The organism is Belnapia mucosa (genome assembly GCF_016775475.1).
In the GTDB taxonomy this organism is placed as follows: domain Bacteria; phylum Pseudomonadota; class Alphaproteobacteria; order Acetobacterales; family Acetobacteraceae; genus Belnapia; species Belnapia mucosa.
This window is the reverse complement of the sequence record NZ_JAEUXJ010000009.1, coordinates 166751-183615: the sequence shown is the minus strand read 5'-3', so window position 1 is coordinate 183615 and position 16865 is coordinate 166751. Positions and strand designations below refer to the sequence as shown.

At 70.8% G+C, this 16865-nt stretch carries 16 protein-coding genes; 11 read left to right on the top strand and 5 right to left on the bottom strand.

The window, feature by feature from the left end:
- Window positions 1-46 precede the first annotated feature (46 nt).
- Complete coding sequence (locus JMJ55_RS20105; RefSeq protein ID WP_202827383.1) at window positions 47-628, top strand: invasion associated locus B family protein; 582 nt, start codon at window positions 47-49, stop codon at window positions 626-628.
- 47 nt (window positions 629-675) lie between these two features.
- On the opposite strand, the gene JMJ55_RS20100 is transcribed toward JMJ55_RS20105, so the two are convergent.
- Together JMJ55_RS20100 and JMJ55_RS20095 are read right to left on the bottom strand one after the other, a co-directional pair.
- The gene (locus JMJ55_RS20100; protein ID WP_202827382.1) at window positions 676-1668 is read right to left on the bottom strand and encodes a Bug family tripartite tricarboxylate transporter substrate binding protein; all 993 of its coding nucleotides are present in this window, start codon (window positions 1666-1668) and stop codon (window positions 676-678) included.
- 54 nt (window positions 1669-1722) lie between these two features.
- Window positions 1723-2832 carry an enolase C-terminal domain-like protein gene (locus JMJ55_RS20095; protein ID WP_202827381.1) on the bottom strand — a complete coding sequence of 370 codons (1110 nt, stop codon included), beginning with the start codon at window positions 2830-2832 and terminating at the stop codon, window positions 1723-1725.
- Window positions 2833-2911: 79 nt separating this feature from the next.
- Between JMJ55_RS20095 and JMJ55_RS20090 the strand changes: the two genes are divergently transcribed.
- Together JMJ55_RS20090 and JMJ55_RS20085 are read left to right on the top strand one after the other, a co-directional pair.
- Complete coding sequence (locus tag JMJ55_RS20090; protein WP_202827380.1) at window positions 2912-3889, top strand: Bug family tripartite tricarboxylate transporter substrate binding protein; 978 nt, start codon at window positions 2912-2914, stop codon at window positions 3887-3889.
- Window positions 3890-4463: 574 nt separating this feature from the next.
- Window positions 4464-5117 carry a DUF1194 domain-containing protein gene (locus tag JMJ55_RS20085; protein ID WP_236033862.1) on the top strand — a complete coding sequence of 218 codons (654 nt, stop codon included), beginning with the start codon at window positions 4464-4466 and terminating at the stop codon, window positions 5115-5117.
- A gap of 218 nt (window positions 5118-5335) precedes the next feature.
- Here JMJ55_RS20085 and JMJ55_RS20080 read toward each other — a convergent pair whose 3' ends face one another.
- On the bottom strand, window positions 5336-6346 hold the full coding sequence (locus JMJ55_RS20080; protein WP_202827378.1) for an ABC transporter substrate-binding protein: 1011 nt from the start codon (window positions 6344-6346) through the stop codon (window positions 5336-5338).
- A gap of 75 nt (window positions 6347-6421) precedes the next feature.
- On the opposite strand from JMJ55_RS20080, the gene JMJ55_RS20075 reads away from it, so the two are divergent.
- The 6 genes from JMJ55_RS20075 (at window position 6422) to JMJ55_RS20050 (ending at window position 12268) form a co-directional block, all read left to right on the top strand.
- Window positions 6422-7078 (top strand): TetR family transcriptional regulator, encoded by a 657-nt coding sequence (locus JMJ55_RS20075; protein WP_202827377.1) that lies wholly within the window; start codon window positions 6422-6424, stop codon window positions 7076-7078.
- Window positions 7079-7616: 538 nt separating this feature from the next.
- Window positions 7617-8426, top strand: coding sequence for an ABC transporter permease (locus JMJ55_RS20070; protein WP_236033861.1), 810 nt, complete (start codon window positions 7617-7619; stop codon window positions 8424-8426).
- Window positions 8423-9466, top strand: a complete 1044-nt coding sequence (locus JMJ55_RS20065; protein ID WP_202827375.1) for an NAD-dependent epimerase/dehydratase family protein — start codon at window positions 8423-8425, stop codon at window positions 9464-9466. The genes JMJ55_RS20070 and JMJ55_RS20065 overlap by 4 nt, the downstream gene beginning before the upstream one ends.
- A gap of 120 nt (window positions 9467-9586) precedes the next feature.
- A complete protein-coding gene (locus tag JMJ55_RS20060) occupies window positions 9587-10429 on the top strand; it encodes a GNAT family N-acetyltransferase (RefSeq protein WP_202827374.1) in 843 nt (280 codons plus the stop codon).
- Window positions 10430-10448: 19 nt separating this feature from the next.
- Entirely contained in the window at window positions 10449-11504 is a 1056-nt protein-coding gene (locus JMJ55_RS20055; RefSeq protein WP_202827373.1) for a dihydrodipicolinate synthase family protein, read from the top strand.
- Window positions 11501-12268 (top strand): ABC transporter ATP-binding protein, encoded by a 768-nt coding sequence (locus JMJ55_RS20050; RefSeq protein WP_328702709.1) that lies wholly within the window; start codon window positions 11501-11503, stop codon window positions 12266-12268. The genes JMJ55_RS20055 and JMJ55_RS20050 overlap by 4 nt, the downstream gene beginning before the upstream one ends.
- Window positions 12269-12271: 3 nt before the next feature.
- Here the strand turns inward: JMJ55_RS20050 and JMJ55_RS20045 are convergent, their stop codons facing one another.
- The gene (locus JMJ55_RS20045) at window positions 12272-13243 is read right to left on the bottom strand and encodes a Bug family tripartite tricarboxylate transporter substrate binding protein (RefSeq protein WP_202827371.1); all 972 of its coding nucleotides are present in this window, start codon (window positions 13241-13243) and stop codon (window positions 12272-12274) included.
- 102 nt (window positions 13244-13345) lie between these two features.
- Between JMJ55_RS20045 and JMJ55_RS20040 the strand changes: the two genes are divergently transcribed.
- The gene (locus JMJ55_RS20040; RefSeq protein WP_202827370.1) at window positions 13346-14431 is read left to right on the top strand and encodes a four-carbon acid sugar kinase family protein; all 1086 of its coding nucleotides are present in this window, start codon (window positions 13346-13348) and stop codon (window positions 14429-14431) included.
- Window positions 14428-15453, top strand: a complete 1026-nt coding sequence (gene pdxA / locus JMJ55_RS20035; RefSeq protein WP_202827369.1) for a 4-hydroxythreonine-4-phosphate dehydrogenase PdxA — start codon at window positions 14428-14430, stop codon at window positions 15451-15453. Before JMJ55_RS20040 ends, pdxA begins: the two co-directional genes overlap by 4 nt.
- Before the next feature lie 83 nt (window positions 15454-15536).
- Here the strand turns inward: pdxA and JMJ55_RS20030 are convergent, their stop codons facing one another.
- A complete protein-coding gene (locus JMJ55_RS20030; protein ID WP_202827368.1) occupies window positions 15537-16865 on the bottom strand; it encodes an NAD(P)/FAD-dependent oxidoreductase in 1329 nt (442 codons plus the stop codon).

Below are 16865 nucleotides of genomic sequence, written 5' to 3'. Positions count from 1 at the left end.
ACCGGTACGGGGCCCTGCATCGATGAAGACAATGGCGTTGGCAACGATGGCCTGGGTGGCTGCCCTGTCGCCCCTGGCCGTGCTGGCCCAGCAGGCCCCGCGCGCGGCGGCCCAGCCGACCCAGGCGCCTGCCCCAACCCCCGCCCCGGAGAGCCCGGAACGCACCGCCGCCGTCTTCGCCGATTGGGTGATGCGCTGCGAGACCCGCCCCGCCAATGGCACCAACCCGGCCGCCCGGCTCTGCGAGATGGCCCAGACCACCCAGGACCAGCGCCAGCAGCCGGTCGCCGTGCTCGCCATCGGCCGCGTCGCCAAGGGCGAGCCGCTGCGCCTGGTGGCCCAGGTGCCGGTGAACGTGCAGGTCGGCCAGCCGGCCCGGATGGTGCTCGACACGCCGGCCCGCCAGGAGCCGGCGCTGACCCTGCCCTTCCGCAGCTGCAACCCGCGCGGCTGCTTCGCCGAGTTCGACCTGCGGGACGAGGCGGTGCTGCGCCGCCTGCGCAGCCGCGCCGCCGATGCGCCCGCCCGGCTGGAGTGGCGGGATGCGACCGGCGCCGAGGCCGCCATCCCCGTCTCCTTCCGCGGCTTCAGCGCGGCCTATGACGCCCTGGCGAAGGAGCCGGAGTAACAACCCCAGGCCAAGGGTTGAGGGGGACGGCGTCCCCCTCCTGGCCCTTAGCCGTCGGCCCGGATGTTGTTGGCCCGCACGACCTCGCCCCAGCGGGCATGGTCGCGCCGCATGGTCTCGCCGAGCGAGTCCGCCGTCCCGCCGCCCGGCTCGTCGCCCTGGCTGGTGATCTTCTCGCGGATTGAGGCCTCCTGCACCGCCGTGTTCAGCGCCGTGTTCAGCCGCTGCACGATCTCGGGCGGCAGGCCGGGCGGGCCGAACAACCCGATCCAGGCGGTGAAGCTGTAATCCGGCAGCCCCTGCTCGGCCGCGATCGGCAGGTCGGGGAAGGCCGGGATGCGCGCTGCCCCGGTCGAGAGCATGCCGCGGATCTGCCCCGCCCGCAGGAAGGGCGCGACCACCGAGGCCGCGTCGGCCATGATGCTGAACCGCCCGGCGATGAAATCCTGCATCGCCGGCCCGCTGCCGCGATAGGGGATGTGCTCCATCGGCGGGTTGCCGATGCGGTTCTTCAGCATCTCCATCGCCACATGGGAGAGGCTGCCGGCGCTGGCCGAGCCGTAATCCACGCCATTTGGCTGCGTCCGCGCCCAGGCGGCGAATTCCTGCGGCGTCTTCGCCGGCACGGAGGGATGCACGCAGAGGATGAGCGAGGATTGCAGCATCAGCCCGACCGGCGTCAGCCGCAGCGGGTCGATGGTCATCCCCTGGAAGGTGTGCGGGTTGATGGTCAGCGGATTGGCATTGCCCGCCAGCAGCGTGTAGCCATCCGGCCGCGCCCGCAGCACCGTCTCGGTGCCGAGATTGCCGCCGGCGCCGCCGCGATTGTCGATCACCACGCTCTGCCCCAGCGCGGCGGACAGGCCGGGCTGCAGGATGCGGGCGGCGAAATCGGTCTGCCCGCCGGGCGGGAAACCGACCACCACGGTGATCGGCTTGTTGGGATAGGCTCCCTGGGCGATAGCCGGGCTGGCGAGGCCGAGGCCCAGAAGCCCCGCCACCGCGCCGCGGCGGGTAGGCCCCTGTGTGGAATGGGTCATGGAAGCGCCTTCATCTTCGGTGTGGATGCCGGCGCTTCTAGCCCGCCGCACCGGCTATTCCAGCACCGCGATCCGCTTCCGCTCGATCAAATCGAAGTCGATGGCGGCACCGAGGCCCGGCCCCTGCGGCGCATGCACCAGCCCGTCCGGGCCCACGGTGATGTCCTGGGCCAGCCCGTATTTATGCGCGCCATCCGGCAGCAGCACCTCGAAATAGGTGGTGTTGCGGATGGCGCAGCAGACATGCAGGTTGGCGATGTTGTTCAGGCTGTTGCCGCCGTGATGGACCTCGTAGTTCATGCGGAAGGCCTCGGCGAGATGCGCGGTCTTCATCAGCGTGGTGATGCCGCCCTTCACCGCCACATCGCCGCGCAGGTAGTCGGTCGCCTGCATCATGATCCAGGGCGCATAGCTCTCAAGGCCCGTGGCCGGGTATTCGGTGGCGACGATCGGGATGTCGAGCTTCTGCCGCAGCTTGACGTAGCTGGTGATGTCCTGGTCGTGCAGCGGGTCTTCGTACCAGAGGAAGCCCAATTCCTCGATCGCGCGGCCGACGCGCATCGCGGCCGGGAAGTCGTAGCACCAGGTGCTGTCGAGCATGAGGTTGTACTCATCGCCGACGGCGCGCCGCACCGCCTCGCAGACCTTGATGTCCTCGCGCCAGCGCTGCGGCGGATGGATCTTGTAGGCGGCCCAGCCATTGTCGCGGAACCGCACCGCCTCCTCGGCATAGGCCGCGGCATCCGGCAGGATGGCGGAGCTCGCATAGGCCGGGATGCTGTGGCGCGTGGTGCCGAGCAGCCGGTGGATCGGCATCCCCGCCGCCTGCCCGGCAATGTCCCAGAGCGCGACATCGACGGCGCCGATCGAGCGCACCGAGATCAGCCGCGACCAGGGCCAGAGCGCGGCATTCAGCCTCTCCCGGTCGAGCGGGTCCTGGCCCATCAGCAGCGGCTTCAGGTAGCGCACCAGCCCCGGCCCGTCATTCGCCGCCGTATGCGTGGCGGAGCCGAGGAAGGCATGGCCGGTGATGCCCGCATCCGTCCCGATCCGCAGCAGGCCGAGCGCCGAACTGCCGGAGTCCAGCCGGCTCGCGGCGTGGTACTTGGTCGGCGGGATGCCCTCCCAGGCAAACAGCGTCAGCGAGACATGGTCGATCTTCATCGGCGTTCCCTCCATTGCGGGCCAGGGTAGGAAACCCCCGGGGGATCGGCTAGCCACGCTGGCCGAGGAGGAAACAACCATGCCGATCCCGCGCCGCGCCGCCTTTACCCTGCCGCTCGCGGCCCTGCCCGCCGCGGCGCAGCCGGCCTGGCCGCCGCGCCCGCTGCGCCTGATCGTGCCCTATGCCCCGGGCGGGGTGACGGACATCCTGGCCCGCGCTGTCGCCGCCGGCCTCGGCAGCCAGCTCGGCACGCAGGTGGTCGTGGAGAACCGGCCGGGCGCCAATACCATCATCGGCACAGGGGCCGTGGCGCAGGCGGCGCCGGATGGCCTGACCCTGCTGATGGCCAGCGGCGCCAGCACGGTGCTGAACCCGCTGCTCTATCGCCAGCTTCCCTATGACGCGGCGCGCGACCTCGCCGTGCTCGGCATCGTGGTCGAGACGCCGCTGGTGATGGTCGTGCCGCCCAGCCTGCCGGTCCGCAGCGTTGCGGAGTTCATCGCCTATGCCAAGGCGCGGCCGGATGCGGTGAACTACGCCTCGGTCGGCCTCGGCAACCCGATCCAGCTCGCCGCCGAGCTTTTCGCCATGGGCGCAGGCATCAGCATGACGAATGTGGTCTATCCCGGCAGCGCGCCTTCGCTGCTGGCGCTCGCCGCCGGCGATGTGCAGGTGATGTTCGATGTCATCGGCACCTCCCTGCCGCAGATCCGCGACGGCAGGCTGCGGGCGCTGGCGGTGACGACGCGGGCGCGCCTGCCCGTCCTGCCCGATGTGCCGACCATCGCCGAGAGCGGCTTGCCTGGCTACCAGGCCGCCACCTGGTTCGGCCTCGCCCTGCCGCGCGCCACGCCGGAGCCGGTGCAGGCGCGGCTGCGGACGGCGCTCGCCGCGGTGCAGCAGGATGCGGAATTCGCGCAGCGCTTCAGCGATCTCGGCCTCGCCATACAGCCGCCGCGCGAGCCTGCGGCCATCGAGGCCTATCTGGCCGAGGAGCGCGAGCGCTGGGGCGGGGTGATCCGGGCGCGGGGCATCTCGCTCGGCAGTGCGCCGTGACGGCTGAGGAAGGACCCACTTCGGAACAGGGCCGGAGCGGCTGACCGGGGCGAGGCGAGCGACAGGTTTCCGCTGGCGTTCGGTGGGTTCGTGACGTCCGCGGAGGTGGCCCATCTGGACCCCTGCTGCCTTGTGCGGACCGGCTGCGCCTGGCGGCAATTGCCGCGCGACCTCCGGCCCTGGCAGACAGTCCTGCGCGGTCTTTCCGTTTCGCCCGTAGCGGCGCCCTCGAGCGCATAGTCCATGCGCCGGCAATGGCAAGCCACGAGAGAGCTGTTCGCCTGGGCAGGGCGTGCCGACGCTTCGCGCGCGACCACGGGGCCATGCCAAGCTCCGCTGTCGCCGTCTTCGTCCTGGCCGCCGCCGTCCTGCTCAGGCGGCCAGCGGCCGCTGTGACCAAGCTCTCTGCAGCTTGAACGACGTCCCGCGGCCAGTGTTGTTTTATTGCCAAGCGGAGGGCCATCCAATGCGAAGGCGTTCCATCCTTGCCAGCTGCTCGGCTCTTTCTTCCAGGCCACCGGCTGCACAACTAGGTGCATCGGATGTGCCGCCCTCGGAGAAGGTCACGGTAGACTTGTCGCTCGTCCTTGCGACAGACGTCTCAAGCTCCATCGATGACGACGAGGCATTGCTGCAAAGGCAGGGATATCGGGCGGCGCTGACCGACCCGGTCGTGCTCAACCTCGTCGCCGCAGGTCCCCATGCCGCCATCGGTGTCGCCTATGTCGAGTGGTCGGGCATGGCCTTCCAAAGGCTGCTGCTGCCCTGGACGAGGATCGCGTCTGCTGCCGACGCGCTCGCTTGGTCGGCGGCCCTGGCGCGGCAACCACTGGCGCCCCTGGGATCCCGTCGAGGCACCTCGATCTCGCGCGGGATCGCGTTCTCCTTGCGCCTCCTTGGGGATGCGCCATGGACGGCCACGCGCCAGGTGGTCGACATCTGCGGAGATGGCGTCAACAACAACGGCGGGCCAGTCGAAGATCTGCGCGACAGCGCGGTGGCAAGAGGCGTGACGCTGAACGGCTTGGTGATCGAAGGCAGTGATCCGAACGAGACCGGCGTTGCTCCTCCCGCCACTCTCGAAGCCTACTACCGGAACTCGGTGATCGGCGGCCCCGATGCCTTCGTGCTCGCCGTGGCCGGCTTCGACGAGTTTGCCGGCGCGATCCGGCGTAAGCTCGTCCGCGAGCTGGCCAGTACCGATCCGTTTACCGGCGCAGATGGCTGAACACAGCGTTCGGCAGGCGCCCCGAAGCGGGCTCCAGGACGACCGGTTCCAAAGGCCCTCCGGCCTTTGGCGGGGAGAGCCCGAGAGGGGCAGGGCCCCTCTCAGCACCACGCTACTCCGCCGCAACCCCCAGCGCGCCTCGGCGCGGAAAAACGTCCATTGATCGTGAAATGTCTCCGGCCCTCCCAGGCTTCCCGATCGGTCCTGTTTGACGGATCTTAGGCGGGCGGCATCCGCAGCCCGGTGTCGAGGAAGCGGTTGGTGAAGGCCGCTTCCGGCTGCATCGCCGGGACATTTTCGAAATAGGTGCGCAGCAGGTCGTAATCCGCCGCCACCCGCTCTGGCTTGAAGGCGCCGAGCGCGACGGTCTCGGTCGTCGGGTCGCGCATCAGCTCCAGGATGCGGCGCCACTGGTCGCGCTGGTTCGCCTCCTCGAGGCCCGAGACGGAGGTGAGCAGGGTCCGCAGCGCCGGGTTGATATCCTGCACCGCGGCGGCGAAGGCCCGCTGCGAGACGCGGACGAAATTCTCGACCAGCTTCGGCTTCGCCGCCAGCACATCCTCGTTCACGATGACCGAGTTGCCATAGGGGTTCAGCCCGATATCGCGCCAGGCGAGGAAGCCGAGATCCTCGCCAAACAGCCGAACCTTCAGGTCGTGCTCGTTGTAGAAGTCGCTGGTGATGTCGATGGTGCGGCCGCGCAGCGCCTGCATCTTCGCCTGCGGGCTGACATTGACGAAGCGCACGCTGGCGGGGTCGATGCCGACGGTCTTGGCGAAGGCCGGCCACATGACGCGGGAGGCATCGCCGGGCGGGTTGCCGATGGACCGGCCGGGGAAATCCTTCGGCCCGGCGATGCCGTTGCTTTTGAGCCAATAGAAGCCCTGCGGCGAATTGGCATAGACCACCATGACGGCGACGAGCTTCGAGCCGCGGCTGCGCGCCAGCATCGCCGTCGCCATATCGGCGATGCCGAGCTGTGCGCCGCCGGCCGCCACGCGCTGCGCGGCGGCGCCGGAGCCGCGGCCGGTCTCGATCGTCAGGTCGATGCCGGCCTGCTCGTACCAGCCCTGGGCCTTGGCGTAGTAGTAGGGCGCGTGGTCGGCGGTCGGCGTCCAGTTCAGCACCAGGTTCATCGGCTCGGCGGCCCGGGCGCGGCCGATGATCGCGGCGGCCGCGAGGCCACCCAGGACGGCACGGCGGCTCGCCGCGGCTTCGACCTTCGCCATGGGCTCTGTCCCTTCTCTGCGTCAGCTCCGGGTTGCGATGCTATCCAACCATTTGGTTGGTTGATAGGGTGAATCATGCCCCGACCGAGCCTGCCCGAAGCCCCCGAACGTGCCCGTGGCCAGCGCGACCCGGAGGCGACGCAGCGCGCCCTGCTCGCCGCCGCCACGGCCGAATTCGCCGAAAAGGGCTTGGCCGGCGCCCGCGTCGATGAGATCGCCCGCCGCGCCGGCGTGAACAAGCAGCTGGTCTACCACCACTTCGGCAACAAGGAGGCGCTGTACCGCGCCGCGCTGGAACAGGTCTATTCCGGCATCCGGGCGGAGGAGCGGGCCCTGCACCTGGCCGACCTGCCGCCCGAGGCGGCGCTGGAACGGCTGGTCGGCTTCTCCTTCGACTACCTGCTGGACCACCCGGAATTCGTCGCCCTGCTGAATGACGAGAACCGCCAGGGCGCGCCGCATCTCCGTGACGCAGACGGGCTGCAGGCCATGCATTCGCCGCTGGTGGACCTGCTGCGGGAAACGCTGCGGCGCGGCGGGGAGGCCGGCGTGTTCCGCGCCGATCTCGACCCGGTGCAGGTCTATATCTCGATCGCCGCGCTGTCCTATTTCTACTTCTCCAACAACCGCACCCTCTCGGCGATCTTCGGGCGGGAGCTGGGGGCGGCGCGGGATGTCGCGGCGCGGCGGCGGCATGTGATCGACTTCACCCTGCGGGCGCTGCGGCCCTGACTGCCGCTTCGTCAATCGATCTCGGCCAATCCTGTAATCCTGGCGCTCATCGCTGCTCGGGTGGTGGCGCGTGCGAAGTGCGGTCCCCATAAAACCGGGCCAGCACAGAAGAACCACTAACCCTTGCGGCCCCTCGCCGTGATCATGCGAGCTGCCTTGTTTACCGCCCGCTGATCTGTAGGCAATGACGAGGCAATTCTGATGCGCGCGCCAGTGAGCATATCAGGCGTGCTTCGCTTTCGAGGCTGTCCCAAGCAGGAGCCTGCCGAAGGTGCCCAATTGGCCGAAGGCTTCAGCCTCAGTTTTGCTTTTCCGACGAAAGTCTGTTCCGCACCGCAAATCCCACATCTCCGGCCTTCGGTCGCATCGTAGATCCAACGATGTTCGCTCATGCCTCGCGGTCCGAAAATTACGTATCCGGCTCATTATGATCCTGCCGGAAAGCGATTTCAAACCGGGAGCGCTTAGTCAACCGGTTGGTTGACAAACTGTCATGCTGCCGCCTAGCCTTCCCTCTCGCCACGGGATGAGGTCGGGCATGGAGGCCGCAGCGCAGCAGGAAGGTCCGGCGCCGCGCGACCCCGCGCTCCGCGGCAGGCTGCTGCATGCGCTGGCGGTCGTCGCCGTGCATCTGGCGCTGGTGCTGGCCTGGCAGCTCGGCGTCCGCGCCTCGCACCTGCCGCCCGTTATCCTGCCGGCACCGACCGACATCCTGGCAACCCTCGGCGGCCCGAACTACGCCTGGGTCTCCAACACCTGGGTCACGGCGCTCGAGATCCTCGGCGGCTATGCGCTCTCGGTCGTCATCGGTGTGGCGCTGGCGCTCGCCTTCTCCTGGTCGCGGCTGCTGACGCTGGCCGTCTTCCCGCTGCTGGTCACGCTGAACATGATCCCGAAGGTGGCGCTCGGGCCGCTGGTCATCACCTGGTTCAGCTATGGCATCGGCACCAATATGCTGATCGTCTTCTCGCTTTGCGTCTTTCCCGTGCTGCTGACCACGCTGCGCGGGCTGCGGGAGGTGGAGCCGGACCTGCTCGACCTCGTGCGCTCGCTGCGCGGCTCCCGCTGGGCGATGTTCCGCACCATCCAGCTGCCGGGCTCGCTGCCCTATATTTTCTCCGGCATGAAGGTCGCCGCCATCCTCGCCGTCGCCGGCGCGGTGGTGGGCGAATTCATCGCCTCCGACCGTGGCCTCGCCTATCTGATGATCCAGGTGCAGGCTTCGCTCGATACCCCGGCCATGTTCATGGCCGTGCTGCTGATCACGCTGCTCGGCATCCTGCTCTATGGCGCGGTGTTGCTGCTGGAGCGGATCGCCCTCCCCCCGGATGCGAGGACAAGCGGATGACCGATTGGCTCGACGCCGCCACCCTGCCCGCCGGCTTTGCCGATGCCGAGGCGCTCGATGAGTTCCTGGCCCGGCCGAGCCGGGCGCTCGCCGAAGACCTCGCCGCCATCGAGGGCGACATCATGGTCCTCGGCGTCGGCGGCAAGATGGGGCCGAGCCTCGCCCGCCTCGCCCGCAATGCCGCCCCCGGCAAGCGCGTCATCGGCGTGGCGCGCTTCAGCGAGGCCGGTCTGCGCGAGGCGCTGGAGCGGCATGGCGTCGAGACCATCGCCTGCGACCTGATGGACCGCGAGGCGGTCGGGCGGCTGCCGCGCGCCGCCAATATCGTCTTCATGGCCGGGCGCAAATTCGGTGCCCAGGGCGATCAGGCGCTGACCTGGGCGATGAATGTCCATGCGCCGAGCCTCGTCGCCGAGGCCTTTCGCGAGTCCCGCATCGTCACCTTCTCGACCGGCTGCGTCTATCCATTCGTCCCCATCGGCAGCGGCGGCTCGACCGAGGACAGCCCGCTGACGCCGCCCGGCGAATACGCCAATTCCTGCATCGGGCGGGAACGGCTGGTGAGCTATTTCTCCGGCCGCTACGGCACGCCCGGCCGCATCTTCCGGCTGAATTACGCGATCGACCTGCGCTACGGCGTGCTCTTCGATGTCGCGCGCGCGGTGCGGGACGGTGCGCCGATCGATGTCACCATGGGGCATGTGAACGTCATCTGGCAGGGCGACGCGAACAGCCAGGCGCTGCGCTGCCTCCGCCAGGCCACCGCCCCGGTCTCGCCGCTGAACGTGACGGGGCCGGAGACCATCTCCGTCCGCTGGCTGGCCAAGGCCTTCGGCGAACGCCTCGGCAAGGCGCCCGTGCTGACGGGGGAGGAAGCGCCGACCGCCTGGCTGAACAATGCGGCCCAGGCCGCCGCGCTCTTCGGCTATCCGGTGGTGCCGCTGGCGCGGATGATGGACTGGGTCGCCGACTGGGTGGCGCGGGACAAGCCCAGCCTCGGCAAGCCGACGCATTTCGAGGTGCGGGACGGTGCCTACTAAAGTTCCCCACGACACCGCTGCGCGTCGTCGCGGGGGCCCCCGGATGGTCGCCTTCCTCCCCAGGCCTCGCACCGCCTTCCGCGGCAAAGCCGCGGAAGGACACCAAGGCGGGAGGCGGCTTTGAGCAGTGCTCCTGATTCCCGCTTCCATCGACTGGAGGAAGCGGACCTGCCGGGCGCGCTCGCGCTCTCGGCCGAGGCGGGCTGGAACCAAGTGGCGGAGGATTGGCGCCTGTTTCTCCGCCATGGCGCGGTGCATGGGCTGCGCGGCGCGGATGGCGGCTGGCAGGCGACGGGGGCGGTGCTGCCCTATGGGCCCTTCGGCTGGATCAGCATGGTGCTGGTGACGGCAGCGGCGCGCAGCCAGGGCCTCGGCACCGCCGTGCTGCGGGAGGCAATGGCGGCGCTGGCGGCGGCGGGGCAGGTCGCCTTCCTCGATGCCACGCCGGCGGGGGAACGCATCTACCGACCCCTCGGCTTCCGCCCGGTCTTCCCGCTGATGCGCTGGCGCGGCGAGGGGCAGGGCGGCACGGACCTGCCCGCCGATCTGCGCGCGGTGGAGGCGGCGGACCTGCCCGCCCTCGCGGCCCTGGATGCCGCCGCCTTCGGCGCGCCGCGCCCCGCCATCCTGGAGGATCTCTGGCACCGCGCGCCGGAGCCAGCGCTGATGCTGGCGGATGGCAGCGGCTTCATCCTGGCCCGGCCCGGACGGCAGGCCCTGCAGCTTGGCCCGCTGGTCGCGCCGGATGAAGCCGCTGCCGCCCGCCTGCTGCGCGCCGCGCTCGGCCGGGTGCAGGGCCCGGTGCTGCTCGATCTGCCACAGCGCTGGTCCGGCCTCGCGGCGCTGCTGGCCGCGGCGGGCTTCCGCGAGGAACGGCCCTATCTGCGCATGGCGCTGGGGCGGGAGACCGGCTTCGGCGACGACGCCCGGATGTTTCTCATCGCCGGGCCGGAATTGGGATAACGACAGGGAGTAGGGCTCGATGCACCGTTCCGCCATTCCAGGGGCCGTCCGCGACCTGCTCGCCGGGGGCACGGTCATCCCCGCCCATCCGCTGGCGCTGGATACCAACCGACGCTTCGACCGCCGCCGGCAGCGGGCGCTGACCCGCTACTACATCGATGCCGGCTCGGGCGGCCTCGCGGTCGGCGTCCACACCACGCAATTCGAGATCCGCGATGTCGGCCTATACGAGCCGGTGCTGACGGCCGCGATGGAGGATGCGCGCGGCTGGACCGACCGGCCGCTGGTGATGATCGCCGGCCTCTGCGGCGGGACGGAACAGGCGGTGCGGGAGGCGCGGCTGGCCGTCTCGCTTGGCTACCATGCCGGGCTGCTCAGCCTCGCCGCCCTGCGCGGCGCGACGCCGGAGGCGGTGCTGGCCCATTGCCGCCGCGTCGCGGAGGAGATTCCGCTGGTCGGCTTCTACCTCCAGCCCGCCGTCGGCGGGCTGCCGCTGGATGCGGAATTCTGGGCCGGCTTCTGCGGCATCGACAATGTCGTCGCCATCAAGGCGGCGCCCTTCAACCGCTACCGCACGCTGGATGTGGTGCGTGGCCTGGTCGCCGCGGGGGCCGAGGATCGCATCACCCTCTATACCGGCAATGACGACCATATCGTGCTCGACCTGCTGACGCCCTTCGTCGCGATGCGGGACGGCCAGCCGGTGACGGTGCGCTTCCGCGGCGGGTTGCTCGGCCATTGGTCGGTCTGGACGCAGAAGGCGGTGGAGTTGCTGGCCCGGCTGCAGGCGGCGGCGGGGGGCGCGGCGGTGCCGGCCGAACTCCTCGCCCTCGATGCCCGCGTCACCGATTGCAACGCCGCCTTCTTCGACGTGGCACACGACTTCCACGGCTGCATTGCCGGCTGCCATGAGGTGCTGCGCCGCCAGGGCCTGCTGGAGGGCATCTGGTGCCTCAACCCGCAGGAGGGGCTGAGCCCCGGCCAGGCGGCGCTGATCGACCGCGTCTGCCGCGAGCACGCCGACCTTGCCGACGACACCTTCGTCGCCGCCAACCGGGAGCGTTGGCTGTCGTGAGCGCCGAGCCGCTGATCCGGCTGCGCGATGTCAGCAAGACCTATCGCCGCGGCGGCCGCGCCTTCACCGCCGTCTCCAACGTCACCATGGAGGTGGCGGAGGGCGACATGGTCGCGCTGGTCGGACCCTCCGGCTGCGGCAAGACCACGGTGCTGAAGATCCTGGCCGGGCTGCATGATGCCGATGGCGGCGAGGTGCGGATCGGCGGCGCGGCCGGCGCCTTCACCCCCGGCCGCGATGTGGGGATGGTGTTCCAGCAGGCGCTGCTGCTGAAATGGCGCACCGTGCTGCGCAATGTCCTGCTGCCGGCCGAGATTCTCGGCCTGCCGCGCCGCGCGGCGGAGGCGCGGGCGCGCGAGCTGATCGCCCTGGTCGGCCTCAAGGGCTTCGAGGACCGCTACCCCTACGAGCTTTCGGGCGGCATGCAGCAGCGCGCCGCCATCGCCCGCGCCCTGGTCCACGACCCGAAGCTGATCCTGATGGACGAGCCCTTCGGCGCACTCGACGCGCTGACGCGGGAGAGGATGAACCTCGAGATGCGCCGCATCTGGCGCGAGAGCGGCAAGACCATCCTCTTCGTCACCCACTCCATCCAGGAAGCGGTCTTCCTCGGCGAGCGCTGCGCCGTGCTCACCGCCGGCCCGGCGCGCATGTCCGACTACTTCCCGATCGAGCTGCCGGCCGAACGCGGCCTCGACATCAAGACCGGCGAGGCTTTCGGCGGGTACGTCCGACGGATCTATGGGTTGCTCGGCCTCGGCTGAGCCTCAGCCGCGGCGCAGCGCGCCCCGCACATTGTCGAGCAGCGTGTCCATCGCCAGCTGGAAGCCGGGGCCATCGGCATAGCCATCCGCCTCGCCGAGCCGTTCGAGGAAGCGCCGCCAAGTGGGCGTGCCCATCCCCTGGCGGAAGCGGTCGTGGTGATAGGCGACCATCTCGTCGCTCATCCCGGCGGGGCCGACCCAGCCCTTCTGGTTGTCCGCCACGACATCCCAGCCCAGCTCGCGCAGCGTCGGCACCTCCGGCTGCGACAGGGCGCGCTCGGCCGAAGCCACGGCGATCGGCCGGATATCGCCCGAGGCGACCAGCCCGCCCAGCTCGTCCGAGGCCTGCACGCCGAGATCGATCTGCCCCGCCAGCAGCGCCTGCGCCACCGGCCCGCCGCCGGTATAGGGCACATGCAGGAACTCCACCCTCGCCCGCTGTTCCAGCAGCATGAAGAGCGAGTGCGACAGCGTGCCGGCGCCCGCCGAGCCATGGGTGATGCGGCCGGGCTCGGCCCGCGCCGCCTCCACCACCTGCCGCATGTCGCCGAACCGCCCGCCCTTGCCGCGCACGCAGATGAAATGCGGGTGCCGCGTCAGGCGGATCACCGCCCGGAAGGACCGCTTCGGGTCATAGGGCACCTCCCGGTGGGCGGGGATCGAGGTGCTCTCGCTGCCCCCGGCCAGCAGCAGCGTATGGCCATCCGGCGCGGCGCGCGCCACCTGCTCGGCCGCGAGCGCCCCGCCGGCGCCGGGGCGGTTCACCACGATCATCGGCTGGGGCATGAAAGGCGCCGTCGCCTCGGCGATGGTGCGGGCGATCACGTCGCTGCCGCCACCCGGCGCGAAGCCGGCGATGAGCTGGATCGGGCGCGTCGGCTGCCAGCCGCCGCCCCCCTGCGCCCGCGACAGATGCGGCACGGCCAGGCTGGCGGCGAGGCCGCCCAGCGCGGCCCGGCGGTGAATTCGGGTCATGTGTTTCCTCCCCTGGGCAGCGTGCCACGATCCCCCATCCGGTTGACACCGCCCCGGGCGCCGCCGTACGAAAACTGCCCACCCGAAGGGAAGGGCGCCGCGATGAGCCGGCCGGTGCTGCGCCTGCTGGCGGATGACCTGACCGGCGCGCTGGATACGGCGGCCGAGCTCTCCACCCTCTGCGGCCCCGTGCCGGTGCGCTGGGAAGCCGCCCTGCCCTCCGGCAGCTTCGCCCTCTCCAGCGGCACGCGGGAGGCCCCGCGCGAGGCCGCCATCGCCGCGGTGCGCGCCCTCGCCCCGGCCTTGGCGGGCGGGGATCTGGCCTATCGCAAGCTGGACAGCCTGCTGCGCGGCCATGTCGCGGCGGAACTGGCGGCCTGCTGGGCGACCGGCGCCTGGACCCATGCCGTCATCGCCCCCGCCTTCCCGGCGCAGCGCCGCATCGCCCGCGGCGGGCAGGTGCTGGCCGGCATGCCGGAGGGCGGCTGGGCACCGGTGGCCATACCCGACTGGGCCGCCGAGGGGCTGGAGGTACGGCCCGGCCGGCCCGATGCGCCGCTCCCGCCCGGCCTCGCCTGGTTCGATGCGGAGAGCGAGGCGGAGCTGGACCGCATCGCGGAACTCGGCCGCGCCGCCGCCGGGCCGGTGCTGTGGTGCGGCAGCGGCGGGCTGGCGCGCGCACTGGCCGGGGCCAAGCGGGTCACGCCGGATGCCACGCTGCGCGGGCCGGTGCTCGGCCTCTTCGGCTCCGACCAGGACGCGACCGCGCGCCAGCTCGCCGCCTGCGGCGAGGCCTGGCTCTGCATCGCGGGCGCCGGCGAGGCCGGGCGCGTGGCGCGCAGCCTGGAACGGGGCGCCGCCCTGGTCAGCCTCGCCCTGCCCGCCGGCCTGCCGCGCGCCGCGGCGGCCGCGCGCATCGCCACAGAATTTGCCGCGCTGCTGCGGGCGCTGCCCCGCCCCGGCACCCTGCTGGTCGCGGGCGGCGAGACCCTACAGGCGGTCTGCGCCGCGCTCGGCGCGCGGGGCCTGCTCGCCACCGGCCTCCTTCGCCCCGGCATCCCGCGTTCCGTCCTCCAGGGCGGGGCCTGGGACGGGCTGCCGGTCGTCTCCAAATCCGGCGCCTTCGGGGAGGACGCGCTGTGGCGCGACCTGCTGGCGGCCCAACCCCTCGGGAGCATCACGTCATGACGCCGCATCTGGCCATCACCATGGGCGATCCCGCCGGGATCGGCCCCGAGATCATCGTCAAGGCCTGCCGCGCCCTGGCGCCGCGCCTCGCCTCCGGCGCGCTGCGGCTGCTGGTCATCGGCCATGGCACGGCGCTGCGCCAGGCCCAGGCCGATTTCGCGCCGGAGGTCGAGATCGCGGAGGTCACCGCCGAGGGCGACTGGCCCGCCCTCGCCTTCCTCCCCGCCGGCGAGGAGCGTGCGCCGATCGCGCTCGGCCAGCTCTCGCCCGAGGCCGGGCGCTTCGCCTATCTCGCCATCGAACAGGGCGTCCGCCTGGCGCAGGCCGGCCGCGTCGCCGCGCTGGTAACCGCGCCGCTGAACAAGGAGGCGCTGAACGATGCCGGCCACCACTATGCCGGCCATACCGAGATGCTGGCCTCGCTGACCGGCCGCAAGGGCAGCGTGATGATGCTGGCGCATGGCAATATGCGCGTCAGCCATGTGACGACGCATGTGGCGCTGGAGGATGTGCCGAAGCGGGTGACGCCGGAGCGCATCCGGCTGGTGCTGGACCTGACGCAGGATGCGCTGCTGCGCCTCGGCATCGCGCGGCCGCATATCGCCGTCGCCGCACTGAACCCGCATGCCGGCGAGGGCGGGCTGTTCGGCCGGCAGGATATCGATGTGGTGGCGCCGACCATCGCCCAGGCCGTGGCGGATGGCATGCGCGTCACCGGGCCGGTGCCGGGCGACACGGTCTTCGTGAAGCTCCGCGCCGGGCAGTTCGACGCGGTGGTGGCGATGTATCACGACCAGGGGCATATTCCGGTCAAGCTGCTCGGCTTCCAGGTGAATCCGGAGACGGGCACATGGGATGCGCTCTCCGGCGTCAACATCACCCTCGGCCTGCCGGTGATCCGCACCTCGGTCGATCACGGCACGGCCTTCGACATTGCCGGCCGCGGCATCGCCAGCGAGACGAGCCTGATCGAGGCGATCGACTATGCCGAACGGCTGGCGGCTGGGCGGGCTGTAACCTAGAGCGTGATCGCCGCAGGCTGGAACGGCGAAGGCGTGAATCACGCGACCCAATACAAGCCTAGGCCATGATCCTGGATCATGGCCTAGGCCGCGCGCCGGTCCAGCCAGTCGCGGAAGCGGTACCAGTTGCCGACCACCGGCAGCATCCAGGGATTGCCCGCATAGAAGGGGCGGGTCGGGAATTCCCGCCCGTCGAAGACGGGGACATGGTTGCTCTTGCCGAGCAGCTTCTTGCCCACCTCGGCGCCGAGATAGGACAGCATCGCAACCCCCGCGCCGTTGCAGGCCATGGCGTAGTGCAGCCCCTTCGGCGTGACGCCCATATGCGGCAGGTAGTCGAAGGCGAAGGCGACATTGCCGGTCCAGGCATGCGTCACCCGCACGCCCTTCAGCTGCGGCCAGCGCGCCAGCATCATGCCGTGCAGGATCGGCGCCGAGACCTGCGGCGTCACCTGGGTGAAGCGCGCCCGCCCGCCGAAAATGACCCGCCGGTTGTCATGCGACATGCGGTAGTAGCAGAGGATGCGGCGACTGTCGGCGAGCGTCCGCTGCTTGGGGATCAGGCCCGCCGCCAGTTCGGGGTCCAGCTCCTCGGTGGCGATGATGTGGGATGCCACCGGGATCAGCCGCCGCCGCAGATCGGGCGTGAGACCGCCGGTATAGCCGTTGGTGGCGATCACCACCTCCCCCGCCTCGATCGGCCCGCGGGAGGTCTCGACGCGCCAGCCGCCCGCGATCCGCGTCAGCGCGCCGGCCCGGGTGCTGCCGAGCAGGATGGCGCCATGCCGCTGCGCCGCCTCCATCAGCCCGCGATGATAGAGGCCGGGATGGATCTTCCCTGTCCGCTCCACCACCATGCCGCCGTAATAGTAGTCGGAGGCCATCTCCTCGCGCTGGCGCTCCCGCGGCAGCATGGAGGCGCCGGCATCGGCATAGCGGTTCAGCGCATCGACCTTCGCCGCCATCCCGTCATAGTGCTTCGGCGTCCAGGCGCCGATGAAGCGGCCCGAACGCTTGTAGTAGCACTCGATCCCCTCGCGCTCGATCAGCGCCTCGATATGGTTCAGCCCTTCCGAGGCATCGCCCATGATGGCGCGCAGCCATTCCTGCTGCTCGTCCGGGCTCTGCCGGCCCTTGGCGCCCGACAGCCCCTTGCCGACATTGTTGCCGCCCGAGACGCCGCCGCCATTGCGGGTCGAGGCACCGAAGCCCAGCGGCTCCGCATCCAGCACCACCGGCTTCGCCCCGCCGCGCCCGAGCTCGATGGCGCAGTTGAGGCCGGTGAGGCCGCCGCCGACGATGACCACATCGGCCCGCGCCGGCAGCTCCGCCGGCGGGTCGTCGCCCATCCGGATCGCCTCCCACCAGAAGGGCTGCGCCTTGAAGTCGGGATGGAAGATCGATGCGTCCAT

What these genes read in the sequence shown, in the direction of transcription:
- JMJ55_RS20075 (WP_202827377.1), top strand. Translation starts at nt 6,422, where the DNA reads ATGCCCCGACCGAGCCTGCCCGAAGCCCCCGAACGTGCCCGTGGCCAG.
- JMJ55_RS20030 (WP_202827368.1), bottom strand. Translation starts at nt 16,865, where the DNA reads ATGGACGCATCGATCTTCCATCCCGACTTCAAGGCGCAGCCCTTCTGG.
- pdxA (WP_202827369.1), top strand. Translation starts at nt 14,428, where the DNA reads ATGACGCCGCATCTGGCCATCACCATGGGCGATCCCGCCGGGATCGGC.
- JMJ55_RS20100 (WP_202827382.1), bottom strand. Translation starts at nt 1,668, where the DNA reads ATGACCCATTCCACACAGGGGCCTACCCGCCGCGGCGCGGTGGCGGGG.
- JMJ55_RS20105 (WP_202827383.1), top strand. Translation starts at nt 47, where the DNA reads ATGGCCTGGGTGGCTGCCCTGTCGCCCCTGGCCGTGCTGGCCCAGCAG.
- JMJ55_RS20080 (WP_202827378.1), bottom strand. Translation starts at nt 6,346, where the DNA reads ATGGCGAAGGTCGAAGCCGCGGCGAGCCGCCGTGCCGTCCTGGGTGGC.
- JMJ55_RS20065 (WP_202827375.1), top strand. Translation starts at nt 8,423, where the DNA reads ATGACCGATTGGCTCGACGCCGCCACCCTGCCCGCCGGCTTTGCCGAT.
- JMJ55_RS20095 (WP_202827381.1), bottom strand. Translation starts at nt 2,832, where the DNA reads ATGAAGATCGACCATGTCTCGCTGACGCTGTTTGCCTGGGAGGGCATC.
- JMJ55_RS20090 (WP_202827380.1), top strand. Translation starts at nt 2,912, where the DNA reads ATGCCGATCCCGCGCCGCGCCGCCTTTACCCTGCCGCTCGCGGCCCTG.
- JMJ55_RS20055 (WP_202827373.1), top strand. Translation starts at nt 10,449, where the DNA reads ATGCACCGTTCCGCCATTCCAGGGGCCGTCCGCGACCTGCTCGCCGGG.
- JMJ55_RS20040 (WP_202827370.1), top strand. Translation starts at nt 13,346, where the DNA reads ATGAGCCGGCCGGTGCTGCGCCTGCTGGCGGATGACCTGACCGGCGCG.
- JMJ55_RS20070 (WP_236033861.1), top strand. Translation starts at nt 7,617, where the DNA reads ATGGAGGCCGCAGCGCAGCAGGAAGGTCCGGCGCCGCGCGACCCCGCG.
- JMJ55_RS20045 (WP_202827371.1), bottom strand. Translation starts at nt 13,243, where the DNA reads ATGACCCGAATTCACCGCCGGGCCGCGCTGGGCGGCCTCGCCGCCAGC.